The 22,928-nt window shown below is 69.9% G+C and carries 20 protein-coding genes and 1 tRNA gene; 11 read left to right on the top strand and 10 right to left on the bottom strand.

Annotation, left to right across the window (positions count from 1 at the left end):
• The first annotated feature begins 71 nt into the window (after positions 1–71).
• Genes OHB23_RS14825 through meaB form a run of 3 tightly spaced genes read left to right on the top strand, consistent with a single transcriptional unit; the run spans position 72 to position 5,292 of the window.
• Positions 72–2,003 (top strand): methylmalonyl-CoA mutase family protein, encoded by a 1,932-nt coding sequence (locus tag OHB23_RS14825; protein WP_328809789.1) that lies wholly within the window; start codon positions 72–74, stop codon positions 2,001–2,003.
• Positions 2,000–4,279, top strand: a complete 2,280-nt coding sequence (gene scpA / locus OHB23_RS14830; RefSeq protein WP_328809790.1) for a methylmalonyl-CoA mutase — start codon at positions 2,000–2,002, stop codon at positions 4,277–4,279. Before OHB23_RS14825 ends, scpA begins: the two co-directional genes overlap by 4 nt.
• Positions 4,280–4,281: 2 nt before the next feature.
• Complete coding sequence (gene meaB / locus OHB23_RS14835; protein ID WP_328809791.1) at positions 4,282–5,292, top strand: methylmalonyl Co-A mutase-associated GTPase MeaB; 1,011 nt, start codon at positions 4,282–4,284, stop codon at positions 5,290–5,292.
• A gap of 2 nt (positions 5,293–5,294) precedes the next feature.
• Here meaB and OHB23_RS14840 read toward each other — a convergent pair whose 3' ends face one another.
• The 6 genes from OHB23_RS14840 to OHB23_RS14865 all read right to left on the bottom strand — a co-directional run bounded on the left by OHB23_RS14840 (position 5,295) and on the right by OHB23_RS14865 (position 12,251).
• On the bottom strand, positions 5,295–6,338 hold the full coding sequence (locus tag OHB23_RS14840) for a nucleoside hydrolase (RefSeq protein WP_328809792.1): 1,044 nt from the start codon (positions 6,336–6,338) through the stop codon (positions 5,295–5,297).
• Between the two features lie 12 nt (positions 6,339–6,350).
• The gene (locus OHB23_RS14845; RefSeq protein WP_328809793.1) at positions 6,351–7,724 is read right to left on the bottom strand and encodes a CoA transferase; all 1,374 of its coding nucleotides are present in this window, start codon (positions 7,722–7,724) and stop codon (positions 6,351–6,353) included.
• Positions 7,721–9,022, bottom strand: coding sequence for a saccharopine dehydrogenase family protein (locus OHB23_RS14850; protein ID WP_222648994.1), 1,302 nt, complete (start codon positions 9,020–9,022; stop codon positions 7,721–7,723). Before OHB23_RS14850 ends, OHB23_RS14845 begins: the two co-directional genes overlap by 4 nt.
• A gap of 38 nt (positions 9,023–9,060) precedes the next feature.
• Positions 9,061–10,557 carry a glutamate-cysteine ligase family protein gene (locus tag OHB23_RS14855; protein ID WP_328809794.1) on the bottom strand — a complete coding sequence of 499 codons (1,497 nt, stop codon included), beginning with the start codon at positions 10,555–10,557 and terminating at the stop codon, positions 9,061–9,063.
• Positions 10,558–10,614: 57 nt separating this feature from the next.
• Positions 10,615–12,087 carry an SDR family NAD(P)-dependent oxidoreductase gene (locus tag OHB23_RS14860; protein ID WP_037185609.1) on the bottom strand — a complete coding sequence of 491 codons (1,473 nt, stop codon included), beginning with the start codon at positions 12,085–12,087 and terminating at the stop codon, positions 10,615–10,617.
• A gap of 78 nt (positions 12,088–12,165) precedes the next feature.
• Positions 12,166–12,251 (bottom strand) — tRNA-Leu (locus OHB23_RS14865).
• A 153-nt stretch (positions 12,252–12,404) separates the two neighbouring features.
• Between OHB23_RS14865 and OHB23_RS14870 the strand changes: the two genes are divergently transcribed.
• Both OHB23_RS14870 and OHB23_RS14875 read left to right on the top strand, forming a co-directional pair.
• On the top strand, positions 12,405–13,769 hold the full coding sequence (locus tag OHB23_RS14870) for a M20/M25/M40 family metallo-hydrolase (protein WP_285184903.1): 1,365 nt from the start codon (positions 12,405–12,407) through the stop codon (positions 13,767–13,769).
• Between the two features lie 34 nt (positions 13,770–13,803).
• Positions 13,804–14,334, top strand: coding sequence for a YbhB/YbcL family Raf kinase inhibitor-like protein (locus OHB23_RS14875; protein ID WP_027505328.1), 531 nt, complete (start codon positions 13,804–13,806; stop codon positions 14,332–14,334).
• A gap of 11 nt (positions 14,335–14,345) precedes the next feature.
• On the opposite strand, the gene OHB23_RS14880 is transcribed toward OHB23_RS14875, so the two are convergent.
• Genes OHB23_RS14880 through OHB23_RS14890 form a run of 3 tightly spaced genes read right to left on the bottom strand, consistent with a single transcriptional unit; the run spans position 14,346 to position 16,797 of the window.
• Entirely contained in the window at positions 14,346–15,431 is a 1,086-nt protein-coding gene (locus OHB23_RS14880) for a quinone-dependent dihydroorotate dehydrogenase (protein ID WP_328809795.1), read from the bottom strand.
• A 55-nt stretch (positions 15,432–15,486) separates the two neighbouring features.
• The gene (locus OHB23_RS14885) at positions 15,487–15,705 is read right to left on the bottom strand and encodes a DUF5703 family protein (RefSeq protein WP_328811652.1); all 219 of its coding nucleotides are present in this window, start codon (positions 15,703–15,705) and stop codon (positions 15,487–15,489) included.
• A 48-nt stretch (positions 15,706–15,753) separates the two neighbouring features.
• On the bottom strand, positions 15,754–16,797 hold the full coding sequence (locus tag OHB23_RS14890; protein WP_328809796.1) for a hypothetical protein: 1,044 nt from the start codon (positions 16,795–16,797) through the stop codon (positions 15,754–15,756).
• Positions 16,798–16,937: 140 nt separating this feature from the next.
• Here OHB23_RS14890 and OHB23_RS14895 point away from each other — a divergent pair, with 140 nt between their 5' ends.
• The gene (locus OHB23_RS14895) at positions 16,938–17,294 is read left to right on the top strand and encodes a hypothetical protein (protein ID WP_027505331.1); all 357 of its coding nucleotides are present in this window, start codon (positions 16,938–16,940) and stop codon (positions 17,292–17,294) included.
• 3 nt (positions 17,295–17,297) lie between these two features.
• Here OHB23_RS14895 and OHB23_RS14900 read toward each other — a convergent pair whose 3' ends face one another.
• Positions 17,298–18,227 carry an aldo/keto reductase gene (locus OHB23_RS14900; RefSeq protein ID WP_027505332.1) on the bottom strand — a complete coding sequence of 310 codons (930 nt, stop codon included), beginning with the start codon at positions 18,225–18,227 and terminating at the stop codon, positions 17,298–17,300.
• 161 nt (positions 18,228–18,388) lie between these two features.
• On the opposite strand from OHB23_RS14900, the gene OHB23_RS14905 reads away from it, so the two are divergent.
• The 5 genes from OHB23_RS14905 (at position 18,389) to mshC (ending at position 22,794) form a co-directional block, all read left to right on the top strand.
• Complete coding sequence (locus OHB23_RS14905) at positions 18,389–19,234, top strand: undecaprenyl-diphosphate phosphatase (protein WP_027505333.1); 846 nt, start codon at positions 18,389–18,391, stop codon at positions 19,232–19,234.
• A gap of 47 nt (positions 19,235–19,281) precedes the next feature.
• Complete coding sequence (locus tag OHB23_RS14910) at positions 19,282–20,010, top strand: histidine phosphatase family protein (protein ID WP_328809797.1); 729 nt, start codon at positions 19,282–19,284, stop codon at positions 20,008–20,010.
• A gap of 65 nt (positions 20,011–20,075) precedes the next feature.
• Positions 20,076–20,672, top strand: coding sequence for a DUF3090 domain-containing protein (locus OHB23_RS14915; protein WP_027505335.1), 597 nt, complete (start codon positions 20,076–20,078; stop codon positions 20,670–20,672).
• Entirely contained in the window at positions 20,669–21,508 is an 840-nt protein-coding gene (locus OHB23_RS14920) for an SCO1664 family protein (RefSeq protein ID WP_373425285.1), read from the top strand. Before OHB23_RS14915 ends, OHB23_RS14920 begins: the two co-directional genes overlap by 4 nt.
• Before the next feature lie 47 nt (positions 21,509–21,555).
• Positions 21,556–22,794: a cysteine--1-D-myo-inosityl 2-amino-2-deoxy-alpha-D-glucopyranoside ligase gene (mshC, locus tag OHB23_RS14925; protein WP_027505337.1), complete on the top strand. Its 1,239-nt coding sequence runs from the start codon at positions 21,556–21,558 to the stop codon at positions 22,792–22,794.
• The last annotated feature ends 134 nt before the right edge of the window (positions 22,795–22,928 follow it).

A 22,928-nucleotide genomic window follows, 5' to 3' on the forward strand; every position in this document is an offset into this window, starting at 1 on the left:
GTGATGGGACTCGGGATAGCGTGCCCGGAGTGCGGTTAACATCACAGCATCCGCAGGCGCGAAAGGGACACATGGCCACGTCACACACCGGGACACCGGATTCCGTCGCTGCCGAGGACGTCGGCGCGGCCGTACCGGTGAGCAGCGCCGAGGAGGGTTTCGCGACCTGGCGCCGCGGCGTGGCCGGGGTGCTGGCCAAGGCTCGTCGGGTGGACGTCTCGGAGCTCCCCGAGCATCCGGAGACGCTGCTCGAAGTGACCACGTACGACGGGGTCACGGTGCGGCCCCTGTACGGGCCGCTGGACGAGACTGCCGAGGCTCCGCTGCCCGGCACCTTCCCCTTCACGCGTGGCACGGACGCGCATCGCGACGTCAACGTCGGGTGGCTGGTCGCCGGTCGGTTCGGCCGTCCCGCCGGTGCGGACTCGGACGCGGCGACGCTCAACGACCAGCTCCTCGACGCGCTGCAGAACGGCACGAGCGCCCTGTGGCTCGACACGGCGTCCGTGGGTGCCGAGGGCCTGGCCCGCGCACTCGACGGGGTCCTGCTCGACCTCGCGCCCCTGACGCTGGACGCGGGTGCGGACGTCACAGCGGTGGCCGACGCGCTGTTCGCGCTCCTGGACGAGCGCGGTGCCGCCGCCGACGTCCGACTGGGGGCGTCACCGCTGACCGATCGATTCGCCGACCTCCCGGGTGCGAGCGAGCAGGACGCGATCGATCTCGCGGTGCGGGCAGTGGCGCGCACCGAGCGGGTGCGCGCGATCACGTTGGACGGCACCGTGTTCCACGCTGCCGGGTCGGCAGACGCGCAGGAGGTCGGTCTGACCGTCGCGGCCGGACTCGAGTATCTGCGCGCGCTCACGGCGGCGGGACTGTCCACTGTCGAGGCATTGGGACAGGTGGAGTTCCGGCTCGCGGCCACCGACGAGCAGTTCGAGACCATCGCCAAGTTCCGTGCGGCCCGGCGGGTCTGGGCCCGGGTGGCCGAGGTGCTCGGGGCGCCGGAGCACGGCGGGGCCCCACAGCACGCCGTCACCTCGGCGGCGATGATGACGCAGCGCGATCCCTGGGTGAACATGCTGCGCACGACGCTGGCCGCGTTCGGCGCCGGTGTGGGCGGAGCCGACGCGGTGACCGTCCTGCCGTTCGACGCCGCGATTCCCGGCGGCGCCGCGGACGTCTCGCAGACATTCGCCGCCCGGATCGCGCGCAACACCCAGCTGCTCCTGCTCGAGGAGTCCCACCTTGGTCGGGTGGTCGATCCGGCCGGTGGTTCCTGGTACGTCGAGTCGCTCACCGACGCGCTCGCGGACTCGGCGTGGTCGGTTCTGCAGGCGGTCGAGGCCGCCGGCGGTTACCGCGCCGCGCTGGAGTCCGGTGAGATCGCGCGCCGGGTCGACGAGACCCGAGCTGCCCGTGCGAGCGACATCGCCCACCGCCGCACCGCGGTCACCGGTGTCAACGAGTTCCCGAACCTGCAGGAGCCGTCGCCCGCGGCCTCGGGGAACGGCACCGTCGCCGGACGTCCCGCGACGCGGTACGCCGCCGAGTTCGAGGCGCTGCGTGATCGCAGCGACGCGGTGCTGGCGGACAAGGGCAGTCGCCCGGTGGTGCTGCTGGCGCCGTTGGGCAGCGTCGCGGAACACAACGGACGCACCACGTTCGCGGCGAACCTCATGGCGTCGGGCGGGATCGAGGCGGTGAACCCCGGTGCGGGAGCCGATCTCGCCGCGGTGGCACGCGAGACCGCCTCGCCGATCGCCGTGCTGTGCGGCACCGACAAGCGGTACGCCGCCGAGGGACCGGACGCCGTCGCCGCTCTGCGGTCGGCGGGGGTGCGGACGGTGCTCGTCGCCGGCGGTGCCTCGGCCTTCGCGGACGCGTCGCCGGAACAGACCCCGGACGGACATCTCACGCTCACCATCGATGCCGTCGCCGAACTCAGTGCTCTTCTCGATGCACTCACCGGCGAGGCTCGTACGGAAGGACACACCGCATGACCGACGACGCTGGTGACATGGGCCCCGTGGGCAGTTTCGCGGACGTTCCGCTCGTCGACCCCCGCGGTGCGGACGCGGCAGCGCCGGCGGCCGACGATGCGCGCGCCCACGTCGAGGCGGCCGCGGCGGCTCACGGCTACTCGCCCGAGCAGGTGGTGTGGTCCACCCCCGAGGGCATCGACGTCCGACCCCTGTACACCGGCGCCGACCGGGCGGAGGCGGCCGAGGCCGGGTACCCGCTCGACTCCTACCCGGGCACGGCTCCGTTCCTGCGCGGTCCGTACCCGACGATGTACGTCAACCAGCCGTGGACGATTCGTCAGTACGCCGGATTCTCGACGGCGTCGGAGTCCAACGCGTTCTACCGTCGCAACCTCGCTGCCGGTCAGAAGGGGCTGTCGGTCGCGTTCGACCTCGCGACGCACCGCGGCTACGACAGTGACCACCCGCGCGTGCAGGGCGATGTCGGCATGGCGGGTGTCGCGATCGACTCGATCTACGACATGCGCCAACTCTTCGACGGGATCGACCTGGGGTCGGTGTCGGTGTCGATGACCATGAACGGCGCCGTGCTGCCGATCCTGGCGCTGTACGTCGTCGCGGCGGAGGAGCAGGGCGTCGGACCAGAGAAGCTCGCCGGCACCATCCAGAACGACATCCTCAAAGAGTTCATGGTGCGCAACACCTACATCTATCCGCCCGAGCCGTCGATGCGGATCATCTCCGACATCTTCGCGTACACCTCGACGCACATGCCGAAGTTCAACTCGATCTCCATCTCCGGCTACCACATCCAGGAAGCCGGCGCGACGGCCGATCTGGAGCTCGCGTACACCCTCGCCGACGGGGTGGAGTACATCCGCGCCGGGCTGGCCGCGGGCATGGACATCGACACGTTCGCCCCGCGGCTGTCCTTCTTCTGGGCCATCGGCATGAACTTCTTCATGGAGGTCGCCAAGCTGCGCGCGGGCCGGTTGCTGTGGGCGGAGCTGGTGCAGAAGTTCGATCCGTCCAGCGCGAAATCACTGTCGCTGCGCACACATTCGCAGACGTCCGGCTGGTCGCTGACGGCGCAGGACGTCTTCAACAACGTCTCCCGCACGTGTATCGAGGCGATGGCCGCGACGCAGGGACACACGCAGTCACTGCACACCAACGCGCTCGACGAAGCGCTCGCGCTGCCCACCGACTTCTCCGCCCGGATCGCCCGCAACACCCAGCTGCTGCTGCAGCAGGAGTCCGGCACGACGCGGCCCATCGATCCGTGGGGCGGCTCGTACTACGTGGAGTGGCTGACCCACCAGCTCGCCGATCGGGCCCGCGCGCACATCGCCGAGGTCGAGGAGGCCGGCGGAATGACCAAGGCCATCGGCGAGGGCATCCCGAAGCTCCGCATCGAGGAGGCGGCGGCGCGGACGCAGGCGCGCATCGACTCCGGTCGGCAGCCGCTGGTGGGTGTCAACAAGTACGTGCCCGACGAGCCCGACGCCATCGAGGTGCTCAAGGTCGAGAACTCGCGGGTGCGCACCGAGCAGATCGAGAAGCTCGAGCGGCTGCGAGAGGAGCGCGACCCCGGCCGCGTCGAGGCGGCGCTGTCCGCCCTCACCGCGGCGGCCGCGTCCACCGACGGCGGGATGGAGAACAACCTGCTCGCCCTCGCCGTCGACGCGGCGCGGGCCATGGCTACGGTGGGCGAGATCTCCGACGCTCTCGAAAAGGTCTACGGACGGCACCGCGCCGAGATCCGCACGATCAGCGGTGTCTACCGGGACGAGGCGGGGAAGGCCACGAACATGGTGCATGCAGGCGAGCTGGCGACGGCGTTCGCGAAGGCGGAGGGCCGCCGACCCCGCATCCTGGTGGCGAAGATGGGGCAGGACGGACACGATCGCGGGCAGAAGGTCATCGCGACGGCGTTCGCCGACATCGGCTTCGACGTCGATGTCGGCCCCCTGTTCCAGACCCCCGAGGAGGTGGCGAACCAGGCCGCCGACAACGACGTCCACGTCATCGGGGTGTCGTCGCTCGCCGCCGGTCACCTGACGCTGGTTCCGGCGCTGCGGGAAGCACTCGCCGCCGTCGGCCGGTCCGACATCATGGTCGTGGTCGGCGGCGTTATCCCGCCGGGCGACTTCGACGCGCTGCGTGAGGCCGGGGCGGCCGCGATCTTCCCGCCCGGCACGGTGATCGCCGACGCCGCGGTCGATCTCATCGGCCAGCTCGCGGAGAGCCTGGGTCACGGCGCGGCCGTCTCGGACGCAGGAGCGAACGCCTGAGCATGTCCGACGCGACCGCAGCACGTCCCACGCGTCCGGCGATCGATCTCGACGCGCTCGTGGCCTCGGTGCGGGCCGGTGAGCGTGCCGGGCTGGCGCGTGCCATCACCCTCGTCGAGTCCACCCGCGACGACCATCGCGACCTCGCCCAACAGATGCTGCTCGAGCTCCTTCCGCACGCCGGGGGGTCACATCGGGTGGGCATCACGGGCGTACCGGGAGTCGGCAAGTCGACGTTCATCGACGCCCTGGGCATGACGCTCATCGAGAAGGGCCACCGCGTCGCGGTTCTCGCGGTGGATCCGTCGTCGACCCGTACCGGGGGCTCCATCCTCGGGGACAAGACGCGGATGGCACGGCTCACGGTCGCGCCCGAGGCGTACATCCGGCCGTCCCCGACGTCGGGAACCCTCGGCGGTGTCGCGAAGGCGACCCGCGAGACGATCGTGCTGCTCGAGGCGGCCGGCTACGACGTCGTGTTGGTGGAGACCGTCGGGGTCGGGCAGTCCGAGATCACGGTCGCGGGCATGGTGGACACCTTCTGCTTCCTGACGCTCGCGCGCACGGGAGATCAGCTGCAGGGCATCAAGAAGGGTGTCCTCGAACTCGCCGACGTGGTCGCCGTCAACAAGGCCGACGGGAACCATCTCCGCGACGCCAAGGGTGCCGCGCGCGAACTCGCCGGAGCGCTCAGACTGATCTACCCGCACGACGCCCTGTGGACGCCGCCCGTGCTGACGATGAGCGCGATCGAGGAGACCGGACTCACGGAGTTCTGGGACACCGTGTGCCGCCACCGCGACGTCCTCACCGCGGCAGGCGACTTCGACGCCCGCCGCCGCGACCAGCAGGTCCAGTGGGTGTGGACCATGGTGCATGACCAGCTGATGCGCCGACTGTCGTCGAGTCCCGCGGTGACCGCCGTCCGCGCCGACGTGGAGAGGCGCGTGGCCGACGGGTCTCTCACCGCGGCCCTGGGTGCGCAGGAGATCCTGACCGCCTTCGACGGCTGAACTCAGCGCCCGGCGGCGAACGCCCCGACCGTCGCGAGCAGGTGATCGAAGAAGGCGTCCGGATCGGTCGACACGGCGATCGCGGCATTGGGGCGACGTTCCCAGAACCCGCGCCGGTCGGCCACCGTCGTTCCCCGCGTGAGGGTCCCGACGAGTTCGACGTCGACGGTGGCCAGGGCGTACTCGGCGATCTCCGGGTGCAGTGCGACGGCCGCCGCGAACGGGTCGTGCATGTGCGCCAGGTATCCCTCACCCTGCGCGTGGTGGAACTCCATGTAGAACCGCACCGCGTCCGTCAGGTATCGCACGACGGGCACGGACGCCGTCGAGCGTGCTCCCACCTCGTCGATCGAGAGGTGCTCCACCGGAACGGATCCGGCGATCTCTGCCAGACGTGCCACGTGCGACGGACGCATCTCGATCCGTTCCGTCAGGCCCAGGGCGCACACGATCGGCTCCCGGCCCGAAGGCACCGCGTCGAATGCGTCGAACACCTCCTTTGCGGCTTCCGGGTCGACCGCCACGTTCCATTCGGAGGTGGGCGTCGTGTTCCCCGGGTGATCGATGCTGCCGCCCATGATCACCAGACGCTTCAGCAGCACGGGTAGTGCGGGCTCGAGCCGCAGTGCCAGAGCCAGATTCGTCATCGGACCGGTCACCAGTCCGACCAGCTCGCCCGGGTTCTCGCGCGCCAGGTCCACCCACGCCTGCGCCGCCGTCCGATCGGAGACGGTCATGGTGGGCGCCGGCAGATTCGCGTAGCCCACTCCCAGCGGACCGTGCGTGTCCTCCGTCGTCATCAGCGGGGCGACCAGAGGTGCGTCGACGCCGACGGCCACCTCCACGTCGGTCAGACCACAGATCTCCAACCAGGACAGCGTGTTCCGTGTCACCTGCGCGGTGGGCACGTTGCCCGCCGTGCAGCACACGGCCACGATCTCGGCGTTCGGACTCGCAGCCAGGTAGACCAGAGCGAGGGAGTCGTCGATTCCGGTGTCGACGTCGACGAGGAGTCGCGTGCGGGCGGGGGAGTCGACGTCGGTCATGCCGCCATCCTGTCAGGACGGGAAGCGTGGCTCGTCGCGTCCCCACGGGCGGGCCGGGAAGGGGTGATCGTCGTACTCCGCGAGCGCCGGTCGGGCCGTGCGCACGTCGTCGTGGAGGACGGTGTGCTCGTCCGTCGGCAGCACGGGGTCGGCCGGAGTGTCGACCCTGCCGTCGGCATCGAGCAGCCAGGCGGCAGTGCGTGCCAACGAGACCGACACCGTCCTACCGATGCCACCGTCGAGGCGCTGGGTCAGAGCGTCGACGATCCCCGCCGCCAGCAGGTGGCCGGACGCGTGGTCGAGCGCCTGCACCGGCAGCGCCCCCGGAACCCCGGCCGTCCCGCCGTCATCCGACCGGCCTCCGGCCTTCCCGCCGCACATGTTCGCGATGCCGGACGCTGCCTGCACCAGGCTGTCGAATCCGCGCCGCCGTGCCCACGGCCCCCGGCCGCCCCACGCACTCACCGTCCCGATGATCGCTCCGCTCGGCCGGTGCGCGCGGAGGTGGTCGTCGATGTAGGAGCCCGGCCGGTAGCCGCCGACCACCACGTCCACCGACGACATCAGCGCCGTCAGTCGCTCGTCGTCGTCGTCGACGAGCACGTCCAGGAGTGTCGAGTACTTGCCGGCGCCGGTGTCGAGGTGCTGGGCTTCGATCTCCGGCAGCAGTGGGGAGTCGACCCGCAGTACCGATGCACCGAGGAGGGCCAGATCGCGCGTGGCGACCGGGCCGGCGATGACCCGCGTGAGATCCAGTACGCGCACCCCGGCCAGCGGTCGCATCGGGTCGGTCGGTGGTTCGGGGAGCGACGGCAGACCGTCGGGACGCACGGTGGACGAGACGATGGGGCCGGAACGCGTGAAACGGCCGGGCGCCGAGCCGAACCACTCGTCCGGGGTCCGCACCGCCACGACGAGCGCGCCGAGTTCTGCTGCACGCTCCTCCACGTCCAGAGCCTCGTGGCGGAGCAGAGCCGCCGCGACGGCGGTGTGGTCGGCGTCGTCGGCGAGCCCGAGGAGCGAGACCAGTCGCGCCCGGTGGTGTGGGTAGTTGGCGTGGGTGCGCACCCACCCGTCCGCGGTGCGGAAGAATCCGGACAGGGCGGCGAACCCTGCGACCGGCCGCCCGTCGATGCGCAACAGTCTGTCTCCCGCGAACGACGCGGCGACCCGATCGCCGACCACCACGCGCGGTGACGGTGCGGTCAGCCCCGAGGCGACGCGGAACCGGTCGACCGCGGAACCGAGTGCAGCGACCGCACCGACGGCCAGCGCGGCCACCGGCAGGGTCGACGACAACACGCCCTCGGACACGGGTCGCACGGTGATGTCGGCGGCCTGAGCGAGACCCAGGTCGGCCTGGTACCGGTGCAGCAGGTCGGTCATACCTTGCGCGCGGAGATCTCCATGCCGGCGCCGCGGAGTCGGTGGATCAGCGCGTCACCGATTCCGGAGGCCGGGGTGAGCACGCCGCCGCCGACGGAGGGGAGTGCGTCACGGTCGAGCGCGAGCGCCAGTGCCGATTCGCCCAGCATCATGGCGGTGGCCGCGTAGCCGGGATCCCCCTTCGCCTTCACGCGCGAGACGTACCGGTCACCGGTGCTGGTGGTGGTGTAGACGTCGATCGTGAAATGCCCCTTCTGCCGGGTCTTCTCGCTGGGACCGTCGCCCGGCTTGGGCAGGATCTTGTCGAGCAGGAAGCGGGTGGGCTTGAAGGCCATGCCCGCGACGAAGGCGCCCAGTCCGGCGAGCACGGCACCGGCGATCACCGGGGAGGCGGGCGACGAGCCGACGCTCATGACTTCGCTGTAGCGGAAGTTCTTGCCGTACGGGTATCCGAGCAGCGCGTTCGTGCGGCGCACGACCCGAGTGTTGTACGAGGACATCACGAACGGTGCCTTCCACCCCTTGAGATCGGGGTGGATGTCGGCGCCCTTGACGATGGGGGTGTCGCTCTGGCGTCCCAGATCCGGCTCGATCGAGCGGTCGGGGCTGAGCGAGTAGGGGCTCGCCGCCATCTTCGCCGCGGCGCGGTCCTTCGTGATCTCGTCGATCTGGCCGCGCAGCGAGTCGATGGTGCCGCCGCTGACTCCGCCGCTCATCGACGTCACGACGAGGGTGGTGTCTGTCAGGTCGCCTGCTCCGTCCTCGTGGACCTTGGAGTAGAGCGCGTGCACGCCGATGTCGGACGGCACCGAGTCGAAGCCGCAGGAGTGCACTATCCGAGCGCCGGTGGAGTGTGCGAGATCGTGGTTCTGGTCGGCACTGAGACGAGCGAACAGCACTTCGCCGGTGAGGTCGACGTAGTCCGTGCCCTGCGCCGCGCAGACGTGCGCGAGCGTGCGTCCGAACTTCGCGTACGGCCCGACCGTGGTGATGACGACCTGTGTGCGAGAAGCGATGTCGGTGAGCGCGGCCTCGTCGTCCGCGTCCGCGACGAGCAGTGGCCAGTCGGCGGCGCGGGACGGCAGACCGCGACGGGTCGACTCCAGCTTGGATCGGGACCGGCCCGCGAGAGCGATCGACGTGCCCTGCGGGGCATGATTCGCCAGGTACTCGGCGGTGAGCGCGCCCACGAAACCGGTGGCGCCGTAGACGACGACGTCCAACTCGCGATCCCCTGCCGTGTCGAGATCGGACGCAGTGTCGAGTTCGGATGGGTCAGGTGCGGAAGTCTCGGCCATCACCCGAGCCTACAAGCGCTCCTGTGACCCACCACCACTCACCACGACCACGTGTGGACGGCCTCGCCCTCGTGCATGAGCTGCAGGTAGTCGGACAACATGCCCGCCACGGCGCGCTCGCGCGACTCCCCGGCACGCTCGCGTGCGACGACGGCATTGCGTTGCCACACCGATCCGGACTGACGGCGCAGGCATCGACCCTCGATGACCCGGAGGTAGCGGTCGCGCACCTCGGTGTCCACGCCGTACGACGCGAGACCCGCCTCGGCCATGGGCAGCAGTCGGCGCAGGACCAGCTCCTGCGGCGAGATCCAGCCGACCTCCGGCCAGTAGAGCCGCGAGTCGAACCCGCCGCGGGCCGCCGAGTGCAGGTTCTCCACGGCGGCGTCGAACGACATCTGCGTCCACACCGGCCGGTCCGCGTCGACGAGCGACCGCAGGGTGCCGTAGTACAGCGCCGCGTCGGCGAGGACGTCGAGCACGCTCGGCCCTGCGGGAAGAACGCGGTTCTCGAGGCGGATGTGCTGCTCGCCGTTCGAGGTGTCGTAGATCGGACGGTTCCATCGGTAGACGGTGCCGTTGTGCATCTTCAGCTCGGTCAGGCCGGGCGCTCGGCCCGCCGCGAGTTCGGCCATCGGATCCTCGTCGGACACGACCGGCAGCAGCGCGGGGAAATACCGCGAGTTCTCCTCGAAAAGATCGAAGATCGACGTGATCCAGCGCTCGCCGAACCACACGCGGGGTCGCACTCCCTGGTTCTTGAGTTCCTGTGGGCGCGTGTCCGTCGCCTGTTCGAACAGGGGGATCCGGGTCTCGTGCCACAGTGCCTTGCCGGCGAGGAAGGGGGAGTTGGCGGCCAGTGCCACCTGCACTCCCGCCAGCGCCTGCGCGGCGTTCCAGTGCGCGGGGAACTCCGTCGGCGAGACCTGCAGGTGTAGTTGCACGGAGGTGCACGCGGCCTCGGGGAGGATCGTGTCGGAGATCTCGTTCAACGACTCGATGTCGTGGCTGCCGGGCAGAGGGACCCCGGTGATCGACAGTTCGATGTCCTCGCCGCGCGCCGCGAAGATCTGTTGGTTGAGCAGGTCGTATCGCGGATTGCTGGACAACCACTGGTGGGCGAAGTGATCCTTGCCCAGCGTGGGCAGCATCCCGATCATCGCCAGGGCGCATCCCTGCTCACGAGCACGGGCGTCCGCGGTGTCCAGGGAGGTGCGTAATCCGTTCTCCAGGATGCGCATCCGGTCGCCCGCCAGCGGTTCCGGGGCCACGTTGATCTCGATGTTGAACTGGCCCAGCTCGGTCTGGAAGTCCGGATCGGCGATCGCCTCGAGCACGGCCGCGTTGGCCATGGCCGGCTGCATCGACTCGTCCACCAGGTTGAGCTCGATCTCCATGCCCAGGCGTGGCTCGTCCACCCGGAAGGTGTCGTCCGCCAACATTGCCGCCAGGGCGTCCAGACACTCCTGCACCTTGTGCCGGAACATCTGCCGGTCCTTACGGCTGAACGTGCGCTGCTCGACCTCGTCGCCCATCACGACATTGCACCACGTGGGCGGCCGCCAGGCGCACGACACGGGGGTTCGGCGGTGTCACCAGGGCGAGGCCGCGTAGTCCTTGAGGAACTTCCCGTGCAGATCGACACCGAGCTCACCCTGGACGATGGGGTCGTAGACACGAGCCGCGCCGTCCACCAGATCCAGGGGCGCGTGGAAGCCCTCGTCGGCGAGGCGGATCTTCGTCGGGTGCGGGCGTTCGTCGGTGATCCAGCCGGTGTCCACCGCGCTCATCGAGATGCCGTCGTCGAGCATCTCGTTCGCACTGGTGCGCGTCAGCATGTTCAGTGCGGCCTTGGCCATGTTGGTGTGCGGATGCCCCGGTCCCTTGTAGCCGCGGCCGAACTGGCCCTCCATCGCGGAGACGTTGACGACGTAGGACCGGCGATGCGGCGACGCCGCCAGGGCGGCGCGCAGGCGCGAGACGAGGATGAACGGCGCCACCGAGTTGCACAGCTGCACCTCGAGCAGCTCGACGGGATCCACCTGGTCGACGGTGTGCACCCAGCTGTTGGTCGGCGCCTCGTCGGGTACCAGCCCACCCGCGTCGATCGCCGTTCCGGCAGCCATGCGCTGCAGGGACGCCGAACCGGCGACGAGGGCCATGGAGGTCACCTGCGACGGCCCCATGTTCGCCATGACGGCGGTGTCGAGAGCGACGGTGTCGCCGTCGGTCTCGCCGAACGCTCCCACCAGCGCTGCCGGGTGGGCATCGCTCGTCGCGCCGAACGTGCGCACCCCGAGCGCTGCCAGATCGACGCCGTGCTCACCGTCCTCGAGGGCGGTGTACGAGCCGGCGGACCGCTTGACGGTCTGAGCGGCGTTGTTGATCAGGATGTCGAGCGGGCCCTCCGCCGCGACGGAGTCCGCGAACGCGACCACCTGCGCGGGATCACGCAGGTCGATGCCGACGACGGACAGTCGATGCATCCAGTCGTGGCTGTCGGACATCGAGGAGAACCGGCGCACCGCGTCCGCGGGGAAGCGCGTCGTGATGGTCAGGTGAGCACCGTCGCGCAGCAGGCGCAACGCGATGTACATGCCGATCTTCGCGCGCCCGCCGGTGAGCACGGCGCGGCGGCCGGTGAGATCGGTCCGGGCGTCCCGCTTCGCGTGGTTCAGGGCGGCGCACTCGGGGCAGAGCTGGTGATAGAACGCGTCCACCGTGGTGTACCGCTGCTTGCAGATGTAGCAGGGACGCGCACGCTGCAGTGTGCCCGCGGTCTCGGTGGTGGTGGCCGACGTCAGCGCCAGCCCGGCGGTCTCGTCGTCGATGCGGTCGGGGGATCCGGTCGCCGTGGCGGCGACGACGGCGCGGTCGGCGTCGGCGACGCGGGCGCGCGACTCCAGGCGGCGACGCTTCTTCGCGGCCTTGAACATGCCGGCCGTGGCACGCTGCACGGTCACGGCGTCGGGGTGGTCGTCGTCCAGGGCCGCCGCGCGGTCGAGCACGCGCAGGCACGCGGCGAGTTCGTCGGGGTCGATGCCCGTCACGCTGTGCTCCGTCATCGCCGCCTCCACGCTCCCGTGTCATGACGAAAGCCCCGATTCCGTGAGGAATCGGGGCTTTCGTCGGTCTGTCTTCGGTGTCCGAGGGGGGACTTGAACCCCCACGTCCGTTAATAGGACACTAGCACCTCAAGCTAGCGCGTCTGCCATTCCGCCACTCGGACATCCCGCGTCACACCCTGCTGGTCACACACAGTTCATGATCGCGTCGCACCCGTGTTCTCGGTGCGGTCGCTAAATCTAGCCGATACCGCGCCCTGGACCAAAACCGCACGTCGGAGCACCTGCCGAGGCACCTGGAGTGGTAGGAACGAGCTGTGTCCGCAACAGGAGAGAACGACCACCAGACCGAGAAGCAGACCGTGGCCGTGGACGAGGTGGTCGACCTCGTCTCGTCGCTGATCCGCTTCGACACCTCCAACACCGGTGAGCTCGAGACCACCGCCGGCGAGAAGGAGTGCGCCGAGTGGGTGGCGCGCCAGCTCGAGGCCGTGGGGTACGAGACCGAGTACGTCGAGTCGGGTGCGCCCGGCCGCGGCAACGTCTTCGCCCGACTGGCCGGCGCCGACAGCTCACGCGGCGCGTTGCTCGTGCACGGCCACCTCGACGTCGTTCCGGCCGAGCCCGCCGACTGGAGCGTGCATCCCTTCTCGGGTGCCGTCGAGGACGGCTACCTGTGGGGACGCGGCGCCGTCGACATGAAGGACATGGTCGGCATGGCCCTGGCGCTGGCCCGACAGTTCAAGTCGGCCGGCACCGTCCCGCCCCGCGACCTGGTCTTCGCGTTCCTGGCCGACGAGGAGGCCGGCGGCAGGTACGGGTCGCACTGGCTCGTCGAGCACCGGCCCGATCTGTTCGAGGGTGTCACCGAGGCCGTCGGCGAGGTCGGCGGCTTCTCGCTGACGGTGTCCACCCCCGAGGGCGACGAGCGTCGCCTCTACCTCGTCGAGACGGCGGAGAAGGGGCTCGCCTGGATGCGTCTGACGGCCAAGGCTCGCGCCGGTCACGGATCGTTCCTGCACGAGGACAACGCCGTGACGTACCTCGCCGAAGCCGTTGCAGCACTGGGTAACCACCAGTTCCCGCTGGTGATGACGGACTCGGTGACCGAGTTCCTCGCCGCCGTGAGCTCGGAGACCGGCCTGGCCTTCGACCCGGAGTCGCCCGACATCGACGGCACCCTCGCCAAGCTCGGCAGCATCGCCCGCATCGTCGGCGCGACACTGCGCGACACGGCAAACCCCACGATGCTCTCGGCCGGGTACAAGGCCAACGTCATCCCGCAGACGGCCTCTGCCACCATCGACTGCCGCGTCCTGCCAGGACGCAAGGCGCAGTTCGAGCGCGAGGTCGACGCGCTCATCGGTCCGCACGTCGAACGGTCCTGGATCACCGACCTGGAGCCGTACGAGACCACGTTCGACGGGCACCTCGTCGACGCGATGAACGACGCGATCCTGGCGTTCGACGAGAACGGTCGCACGGTGCCCTACATGCTGTCCGGCGGCACCGACGCCAAGGCGTTCGCCAAGCTGGGCATCCGCTGCTTCGGCTTCGCGCCGCTCAAGCTGCCGCCCGAGCTCGACTTCGCGGCGTTGTTCCACGGCGTGGACGAACGGGTACCCGTCGAGTCGTTGATCTTCGGTACCAGGGTCTTCGAGCACTTCCTTCTGCACAGCTGACAACCCCCGAACCCATATCTCCCGAGAGGACCTCATGTCACACGATCCCTACGCCGCACTGCCGTCGCTGCCGTCGTTCGAGCTCACGTCGGACAACGTCACCGATGGTCAGCCGCTCCACGAGGACCAGGTCAGCGGCATCATGGGCGCGGGCGGCCACGACAACTCGCCGCAGCTGTCGTGGTCGGGTTTCCCGGAGGAGACAAAGAGCTTCGCCGTCACCGTCTACGACCCCGATGCGCCGACCGCGTCCGGTTTCTGGCACTGGGCGGTGGCGAACATCCCCGTCTCGACCACCACCCTGGTCACCGGAGCGGGCGACGACAGCTCCACCGGGTTGCCGAACGACGCGATCACGCTGCGCAACGACGCGGGCCTGGCCCGGTTCATCGGTGCCGCACCCCCGCAGGGGCACGGACCGCACCGCTACTTCGTGGCGGTACACGCCGTCGACGTCGAGAAGCTCGAGATCGACGAGAGTGCGTCACCGGCGTACCTCGGATTCAACCTCTTCAGTCACGCCATCGCGCGTGCCGTCATCGTGGGCACGTACGAGCAGAGCTGACGAGAACCGAGTCAGCGCGGCCCGGGCCGCGGGACAGTCTCCGTGCCGACCGCGTCGGCCACCGAGGCGAATCCCGCGGCCCGGGCTCGTCGAGCCAGGCCGACGGCGACGCGGCGCGCCCAGAACGGACCGCCGTAGACGAAGCCGGTGTACCCCTGCACGAGGGTGGCACCGGCGAGGATGCGTTCCCACGCGTCGTCGGCGGTCTCGACACCGCCGACCGAGATCAGCGTCATCGAGTCCCCGACGCGTGCACGCAGTCGGCGCAGCACCTCGAGTGATCGGTCCGCGACGTACGGGCCGGAGACGCCACCCGCTCCGAGATCCGCGGTCCCGGCCGTCCGCAGCCCGTCGCGCCCGACGGTCGTGTTGGTCGCCACGATGCCGGCGGATCCGAGCTCCATGGCCAGGTCTGCCACCGCGTCGACGTCGTCGTCCGACAGGTCGGGCGCGATCTTCACCAGGACGGGCACCGTCACGACGCTCGCCACGGCGGCCAGCAGAGGCCGCAGCGATTCCACCGCCTGCAGATCCCGCAGTCCGGGGGTGTTCGGCGAACTCACGTTGACCACGACGAAGTCCGACAGCGGGCCGAGCAGCCGCGCACTCTCCGTGTAGTCGATCGCGGCGTCCGCCGCGGGAACCACCTTGGTCTTGCCGATGTTGGCGCCGACCGGGATGTCCCCGCGCCGTCCGCGCAGACGCTCGGCCACCGCCGCCGCACCCGGATTGTTGAAACCCATGCGGTTGAGCAGGCCTCGGTCGGCGGGAAGCCGGAAGAGTCGAGGCTGTGGGTTCCCGGGTTGCGCCTGCGCGGTCACGGTGCCGACCTCCGCGAAACCGAACCCCAGCGGACCCCACGCGTCGACACCCTCACCGGTCTTGTCGAAACCGGCGGCCAGGCCGACCGGGGTGGGGAACGTCACGCCGAAGGCGGTCGTCCGCAGTGCCGGATCTCGGACCGAGAGCACGCGCGAGACCAGCGCACGCAGGGGCGCGAATCGAGTCACCGCGACCATCGCCGCGAATGCGAGGTGATGAATGCGTTCCGGAGGGAGCAGGAACATCGCGCGGAGCAGCAGCCGGTACGGGCTCACAGCCTGGAAACCTCTCGTCGGGGAATCTCGTCGGTGGTGCGGCGCCGCCACTCGGTCAGAGACCGGGATCGGGCACGTGGTGCGCGGTCTTGCGTCGTTTGAGAAGTACTCGCCTGCTGCCGTCGGTGTACAGCCGGACCCGGGAGAGCTCCCATCCACCGAACTCGGCGGAGATGGCCAGCCGCATCGAGGCCGACACTCGGGTGACGTCCGGCGGCAGCTTGATGGGCACGTACTCCCAGTCGTCCGACTGGGTCTCCCAGCCGACGGGCATCGCACGGTTGTTCCGGTTCACGGATCTCGCTCTCGTCCTCGCGGGCACTCACGCCCGGGTCGGGATCACCTGGACCCCGGCGCCACTGTTCGAGCCTACGAAAAGTTCGCCGGACTGCGAGTCCACGGCGAGCGAGTCGGGCTGGCGCACTGTGGGGAACCGTGCCGACTCGACAGGAATTCCGGAGGTGATGTCGAATCCCACCACCTCGTTCAGTGCGGTCACGGTCACCCACACGGTGCCGTCGTCCTCGCACGCGACGGCGTACGGGGAACCGGCGACGGGGTAGCGCTGTCGCATGATCAGATCGGGGTCGCCCGTGAAGACGAGCAGTTCGTCGTCGGTCGTGTCGGCGACCACGACGGCACCGTCGGCGCATCCGGTCATGCGGGTGGCCCCGTCGCCTGCGCGCAGCGCGGCGCCGAGACGTTCGGCACCGACGTTCACGGACGTCACCGACGTCTGCCGGGTGTCCAGAGACACCAGATCGTCTCCGGTGCGTACGAGACCGTCGACCGACGCCTGACCGGGGATGGTGCTCTCGACCGCGCCGTCGGCTCCCGTGATCACGACGGTTCCGGTCGGCGTCCCGACGGCGTACCCGTCGTCCCACGGCGTCACCGAGGCGGCGCCGCCGTCGACCGCGACGTCCGTCGTCGCACCGGACTGCGCGTCCACCCGGCTGATGCCCGACGACGTCGTGACCAGCAGTTCGCCGTCCCTGCCGGCGGAGACGGACGTGCCGGGTGCGGAGAGTCGCACCGAGCGCGGATTCTCCTCCGAGTCGAGCGGGGTCAGCAGCAGCGTCGTACCGTCGTCGGTGAGGATCCCGGCGATCCGGTCGCGAGGCTCGATCGCGAGGCCGTCGACGGTGGCCGGACCGCCGAAGCGCGGGTCGGCCGTGACGCCCGCCGGCGTGACGGTCGTGTCGGGGGACGCCGCGGCGACCTCCGGCTCACGCGTGTTCAGCTGCTCCGGATCGTCGGAGTTCGCGCATCCCGCTGTGACCGTCGTCACCAGGGCGAGGCCGAGAAGGACGAAACGGGTACTGCTGCGTCGTGCCGGGTGGGCACTGGTCGGTCGGGGTGCCATGGGGGTGATTCTCCTTCAGGTCTTCTCTCATCCGATCATCTCGCCGTCCCGGCGCGAGCACAGGGGAGGGATGTGGCCACCATGACGCGTCTGTACGTTTCGACGAGTGCCTGTCGACGAGAGAGAGCGAGGGAGGACGCATGACGGGGCCGAGCAATGCGGAGTTCTCGGTGGAGGACGTGTCGGTGGGGGCGCACGCCCACGGGTTCGGGTCCACTCCGGACGGGCGGAGCTTCGCCTTCCGGGTACGCGGTAAGTCGTTGCGCGTGGAGGTCTACCGCTCCGACCTGGCGCAGGCCGTTCCCGACGATCTCGACGTCGACGCGGTCGCGGAGCGCGATGTCACGGACGTCGACCTCTCGGACGAGCGCTCGATCGTCGCCGCGGTCCGGGACGCGGTCGCCGACGTCCGTCCGCTCGACTCGCCGCAGCCGCCCGACACCACGCTCCTGCGATCGCTGCTCGGGCGGCTGGGCAACGCGATCGACCCGAAGTGACGGTCAGGAACTGACGTCGTCCAGCGCGGAGGTGATGGCCGACGGAAGCGCGACGTCCTCGGCGGCCAACACACCCGTCAGCTGACCGATGTCTCGCGTCCCGACCACGACCGACGCGACACCGGGGCGATCTCGGGCCCACGCCAGAGCCACCGCGAGTGGCGACGTGCCCAGACCGTCGGCCGCCGTGAGGACAGCCTCGACCACCTTCCCGCCGTCCTCACCGAGGAAGGGTGCGAGCGCGTGGCGTCGGTGATCGTCCGCGCCGCGTGAATCCGCGGGCACACCGTCCCGGTACTTGCCCGTGAGCACGCCGCCCGCCAGAGCCGACACCGCGAGAACGCCCACGCCGTGGTGGTCGGCCGCGGGGAACAGCTCGTCCTCGGCGCCGCGCGCGAGCAGGGAGTACTCCGCCTGCGCCGCGGTGATGTCGACGGACGCCGACACAGTGGCCAGCTGCCACGCCGTGAAGCCGCGAACACCCGCGTAGCGCACCCGCCCGGACGAGACCGCGTGCTCCAGAGTCGCCGCCACCTCACCGAGAGGGGTCTGCGGATCCCACGCGCCGACGCTCCACAGATCGAGGTGATCGGTGCCGAGCTCGCGCAGTGTCCTGTCCAGGTCTGCGAGGAGCGCGCGCCGCGAGCAGTCGACGGTCCAGTGCCCCGAGGTGTCCGGACGCGAGACGCCGGAATCGATGCTGAGCACCAGCTCACCGCGCGGAACCACGTCGTCGACGATCTCGGCCAACACCCGCACCGCGCGTCCGTCTCCATAGGAGGCGGACGCGTCGACGAGGGTCCCGCCCGCGTCGACGAACGCCGTCACCTGCGCCGCGGCGTCGTCACCGTCGACTCCGCGTCCCCATTCACCCGTTCCGAGTCCCAGGCGTGACACCCGCAGCCCGCTGCTCCCGACCGTTCTGTGCTTCATGAAGGCAGTGCATCCGTTTCGCCGTGTTCCGTCCGTGTCTCGTCCTGCCGACACGGTGGTCGAGGCACGACCCTAGTACGGTCGTGCCTCGTGACTTCGACAGGAAACCTCGTCGGTGGCGTCTGCGCGCCGCGGAATCGGACGGCAGGAGAGCAGCGATGATCGCGGAATCGATGTCCTGGGTGCAGGCCCTCGTGCTCGGCGCCGTGCAGGGGTTGACCGAGTTCCTCCCCATCTCCTCCTCGGCACACCTGCGCATCGTCTCCGAGGTCTTCTTCGGTGACGACGCCGGCGCGTCGTTCACCGCGGTGACGCAGCTCGGTACCGAGGCCGCGGTCCTGCTCTACTTCGCCCGCGACATCGGGCGCATCGTCGCGGCATGGTTCCGCGGTATCGCCGACAAGTCCCAGCGCGACACGCTGGACTACCGCATGGGGTGGTACGTCATCTTCGCCACCATCCCGATCGGGGTGCTCGGCTTCGTCTTCAAGGACGCGATCCGGACGGGCGCGCGCAACCTGTGGATCATCGCGACGCTGCTCATCGTGTTCGCCGTGGTCATCGCCGTCGCGGAGAAGGTCGGCCGACAGACGCGACCGATCGAGAAGCTCACCACCCGCGACGGCCTCGTCATGGGCGCCGCGCAGTGTCTGGCGCTCATCCCGGGCGTGTCCCGATCCGGCGCCACCACGAGTGCCGGTCTGTTCATGGGCCTGACGCGTGCCGCCGCGGTCCGCTTCTCGTTCCTGCTCGCGATCCCGGCCGTCACCGCGTCCGGACTCTTCTCCTTGCCGGATGCCTTCGAACCGGCGGGCGAAGGTCTGCAGGCATCGGGATCCCAGCTCGTCGTGGCGACGCTCGTGGCCTTCGTACTGGGGTACGCCTCCATCGCCTGGTTGCTGCGCTTCGTCGAGAACCACTCGCTGTACTGGTTCGTCGGGTACCGCATCGTCGTCGGCGTCGCGGTTCTCGGCCTCCTCGCCACGGGTGTCGTCGCAGCGAACTGACGCCACCGCGACGCCGGGCGCCCCTCGCGTCTCACTAGGCTGAGGTCATGACGGTCATACTTCTGCGCCACGGACGCTCGACGTCCAACACGGCCGGCACGCTCGCGGGCAGGTCGGACGGCGTGGAACTCGACGATCTCGGTCGGGAGCAGGCGGAGCGTGTCGTCGCCCGTCTCGAGGTGCTTCCGCTCGCGGCGATCGTGCGATCACCGTTGCTCCGGTGCGAACAGACGGTCGCGCCCCTCGCTGCGGCGCGCGAGCTCGAACCCGTCGTGGAGGATCGGCTGCTCGAGGTCGACTACGGCGAGTGGACCGGCAAGCCGATCAAGGATCTCGTGGGGGAGCCGCTGTGGAAGGTGGTGCAGCAGCACCCGTCCGCTGCCGTCTTCCCCGGGGGTGAGGGCCTCGCCGATGTGCAGATCAGGGCGGTGCGCGCGATCCGCGAGATCGACGCGCGGCTCGCCGCCGAGCACGGCGCCGACGTGCTGTGGGTGGCCTGTTCGCACGGCGACGTCATCAAGTCCGTCCTGGCCGATGCTCTGGGGTCGCACCTGGACCAGTTCCAGCGCATCGTGGTGGACCCGGCGTCGATCAGTGTCGTCCGGTACACCGAGACGCGGCCGTTCGTCCATCGTCTCGGCGATCTCGGTGGGGATCTGACGCAGTTCGTTCCGACGCCGCCCGCCGAGACGGACACCACTGCCGAGGCCCCGTCCGACCAGGCTCCGACCGCGTCGGAATCGGACGCCGTCCCCGGTGGTTCCACCGGACAGTGACAACACGCGGATAATGGGAGTCACAGCCGCGGCAGTTCGGCGGCGCGATCTTTGGAGGTGCAGATATGCCACGCGCGATTCACGTCTTTCGCACCCCCGACCGGTTCGTCGCCGGAACGGTGGGTGAGCCCGGCGATCGATCCTTCTACCTCCAGGCAGTGCACGACGCCCGAGTGGTGTCGGTGGCACTCGAGAAGCAGCAGGTTCAGGTCCTGGCCGACCGTGTCGGGCTCCTGCTCGACGAAGTGGCGAGGCGCTTCGGTACCGATGTGCCACCCGAGGAAGCCGATCCCAGCGACGTCGACCCACTGGTGATGCCCGTGGACGCCGAGTTCCGGGTCGGGACCATGGGTCTGGGCTGGGACGCCGACGCCGGCGCCGTCGTGGTGGAGCTGCTCGCCATCACCGAGACCGAGATCGACGAGTCGGTGGTGCTCGACGACACGGACGAGGGTCCGGACGCCGTGCGGGTGTTCCTGAGTCCGGAGCAGGCCCGTGAGTTCGCCGCGCGCAGCGAGCGCGTCATCGCTGCCGGTCGGCCCCCGTGCCCGCTCTGCGGGGAGCCCCTCGCGCCCGGTGGTCACATGTGCGTGCGGACCAACGGGTACCGGCGCGGCACCGTGCTGGGAAGCGACACCACCGAGTTCGGGGACGAGTCCTGACCTCCGCCGGCGACGCCACCGCGCCCTGGACCGACGACGACACGGACCTGCTCGCGCACGGCGAGATGACCATCGTCGGTCGCGTGGTGCAGGCGTCCAACGCGACGCTCGTGTGCGAGATCGAGCGTGAGGATCCCGCGCCGGCACTGCGCTGTGTCTACAAGCCGGTGCGCGGGGAACAGCCGCTGTGGGACTTCCCCGACGGCACGCTGGCGGGCCGCGAGATCTCGTCCTACCTGATCTCCGACGCACTGGGCTGGGGCGTCGTGCCCACGACCGTGCTTCGGGACGGTCCGCTCGGTGTCGGCATGGTGCAGCGGTGGATCGACACCGTCGAGCGCCTCCCTGAGAAGGGCGAGGGCTACGACATGGTGGACCTCTGCCGCCCCGACCTCGTGCCCTCGTCCTACATCCCCGTGCTCCGGGCCTACGACGATGCCGGCGACGAGGTGGCACTGGTGCACGCGGACGATCCGCGGCTGCACCGGATGGCTGTTCTCGACGTCGTCATCAACAACGCCGACCGCAAGGGCGGACACGTGCTCGAGGCACTCGACGGCTCCGTGTACGGCGTGGACCACGGCATCGCCCTGCACCGGCAGAACAAGCTGCGGACCGTGCTGTGGGGGTGGGCCGGTCGACCCGTCGACGCCGCTCTGGTGGCCGACCTCGTCGACTTCTCCCGCGACCTGCGCGGTGCCTTCGGGGACACCCTCGCGCCGCACATCACCGACGAGGAGATCGAGGCGCTGGCCGGTCGCGTGTCGCGGTTGCTCGCGGAACCGGTCATGCCGGCGCCCGACTCCAGCAGGCCCATTCCCTGGCCCGCGTTCTAGACCGGGCACGCGGCGGCGGCTCCGGCCCGACCGGATAGTCTTCACCCATGCAGTCGTGGCCCGAAGTGGACGTTCCCAGCGTGCCGGGCGAGGGCCCGCCGCTCCGTTTGTACGACACGGCCGATCGCGCCGTGCGTCCCGTCGCGCCCGGTTCGACCGCCACCATGTACGTCTGCGGCATCACCCCGTACGACGCGACGCACCTGGGCCATGCGGCCACCTACCTGACGTTCGACCTCGTCAACCGGGTCTGGCGCGACGCCGGCCACGACGTGCACTACGTCCAGAACGTCACCGACGTCGACGACCCGCTCTTCGAGCGCGCGGCACGCGACGGCGACGACTGGGTGTCGCTCGGACAGCGCGAGACCGACCTCTTCCGGTCGGACATGACCGCGCTCCGCGTCATCCCGCCGCGCGACTACATCGGCGCGGTCGAGTCTGTGACCGAGGTCGTGGAGCTCGTCGAGAAGCTCGTCGCCTCGGGCGCCGCCTACGTGGTGGACGACGCCGAGTACCCCGACGTCTACTTCCGCGCGGACGCCACCGAGCAGTTCGGCTACGAGTCCGGGTACGACCGGGCGACGATGGACACCTTCTTCGCCGAGCGCGGCGGAGATCCCGACCGCCCCGGCAAGCGCGACCCTCTCGACGCCCTCGTCTGGAAGGCCGAGCGTCCGGGCGAGCCGTCGTGGCCCTCGCCGTTCGGTCCGGGGCGCCCCGGCTGGCACATCGAGTGCGCGGCGATCGCGTTGAACCGCATCGGATCCGGCTTCGACGTGCAGGGTGGCGGCAGTGACCTCATCTTCCCGCACCACGAATTCTCCGCGGCCCACGCCGAATCGCTCACGGGTGCAGACCGTTTCGCGCGACACTACGTGCACACCGGCATGATCGGCCTCGACGGCGAGAAGATGTCGAAGTCGTTGGGCAATCTCGTCCTGGTCTCGAAGCTCACCGCTGCGGGTGTCGATCCCGGTGCCATCCGCCTCGGTCTCCTCGCCGGCCACTACCGGCAGGACCGCACCTGGACCGACGAGATCCTCGCCGCTGCGCAGGACCGACTCGCGTTGTGGCGCAAGGCCGTGGCGCTCGAGTCGGCACAGTCCGCCGAGGACACCGTCGCCCGCGTGCGCCAGCACCTGGCCGACGATCTCGACTCCGCCAAGGCACTCGACGCGATCGATGCGTGGGCACACGACGCCGTGACGCTCGGCGGCTCCGACCCCGCGGCGCCGGGGCTGGTGTCGCTGGCGGTGGATGCGCTGCTGGGTGTGAAGCTCTAGCTCGTCGGGAGTGGTGTTCCACTCGTGGTTCGTGATCGCGGTTCTCCGCGCTGTGACCGATCGAGTGGAACACCACGCCCACGTCGTCCACAGGGTCGCTCGATCCACAGCTTCTCTGTCGACCCTGGTCGGCT

Source organism: Rhodococcus sp. NBC_00294, from assembly GCF_036163995.1.
Taxonomy (GTDB): domain Bacteria; phylum Actinomycetota; class Actinomycetes; order Mycobacteriales; family Mycobacteriaceae; genus Rhodococcoides.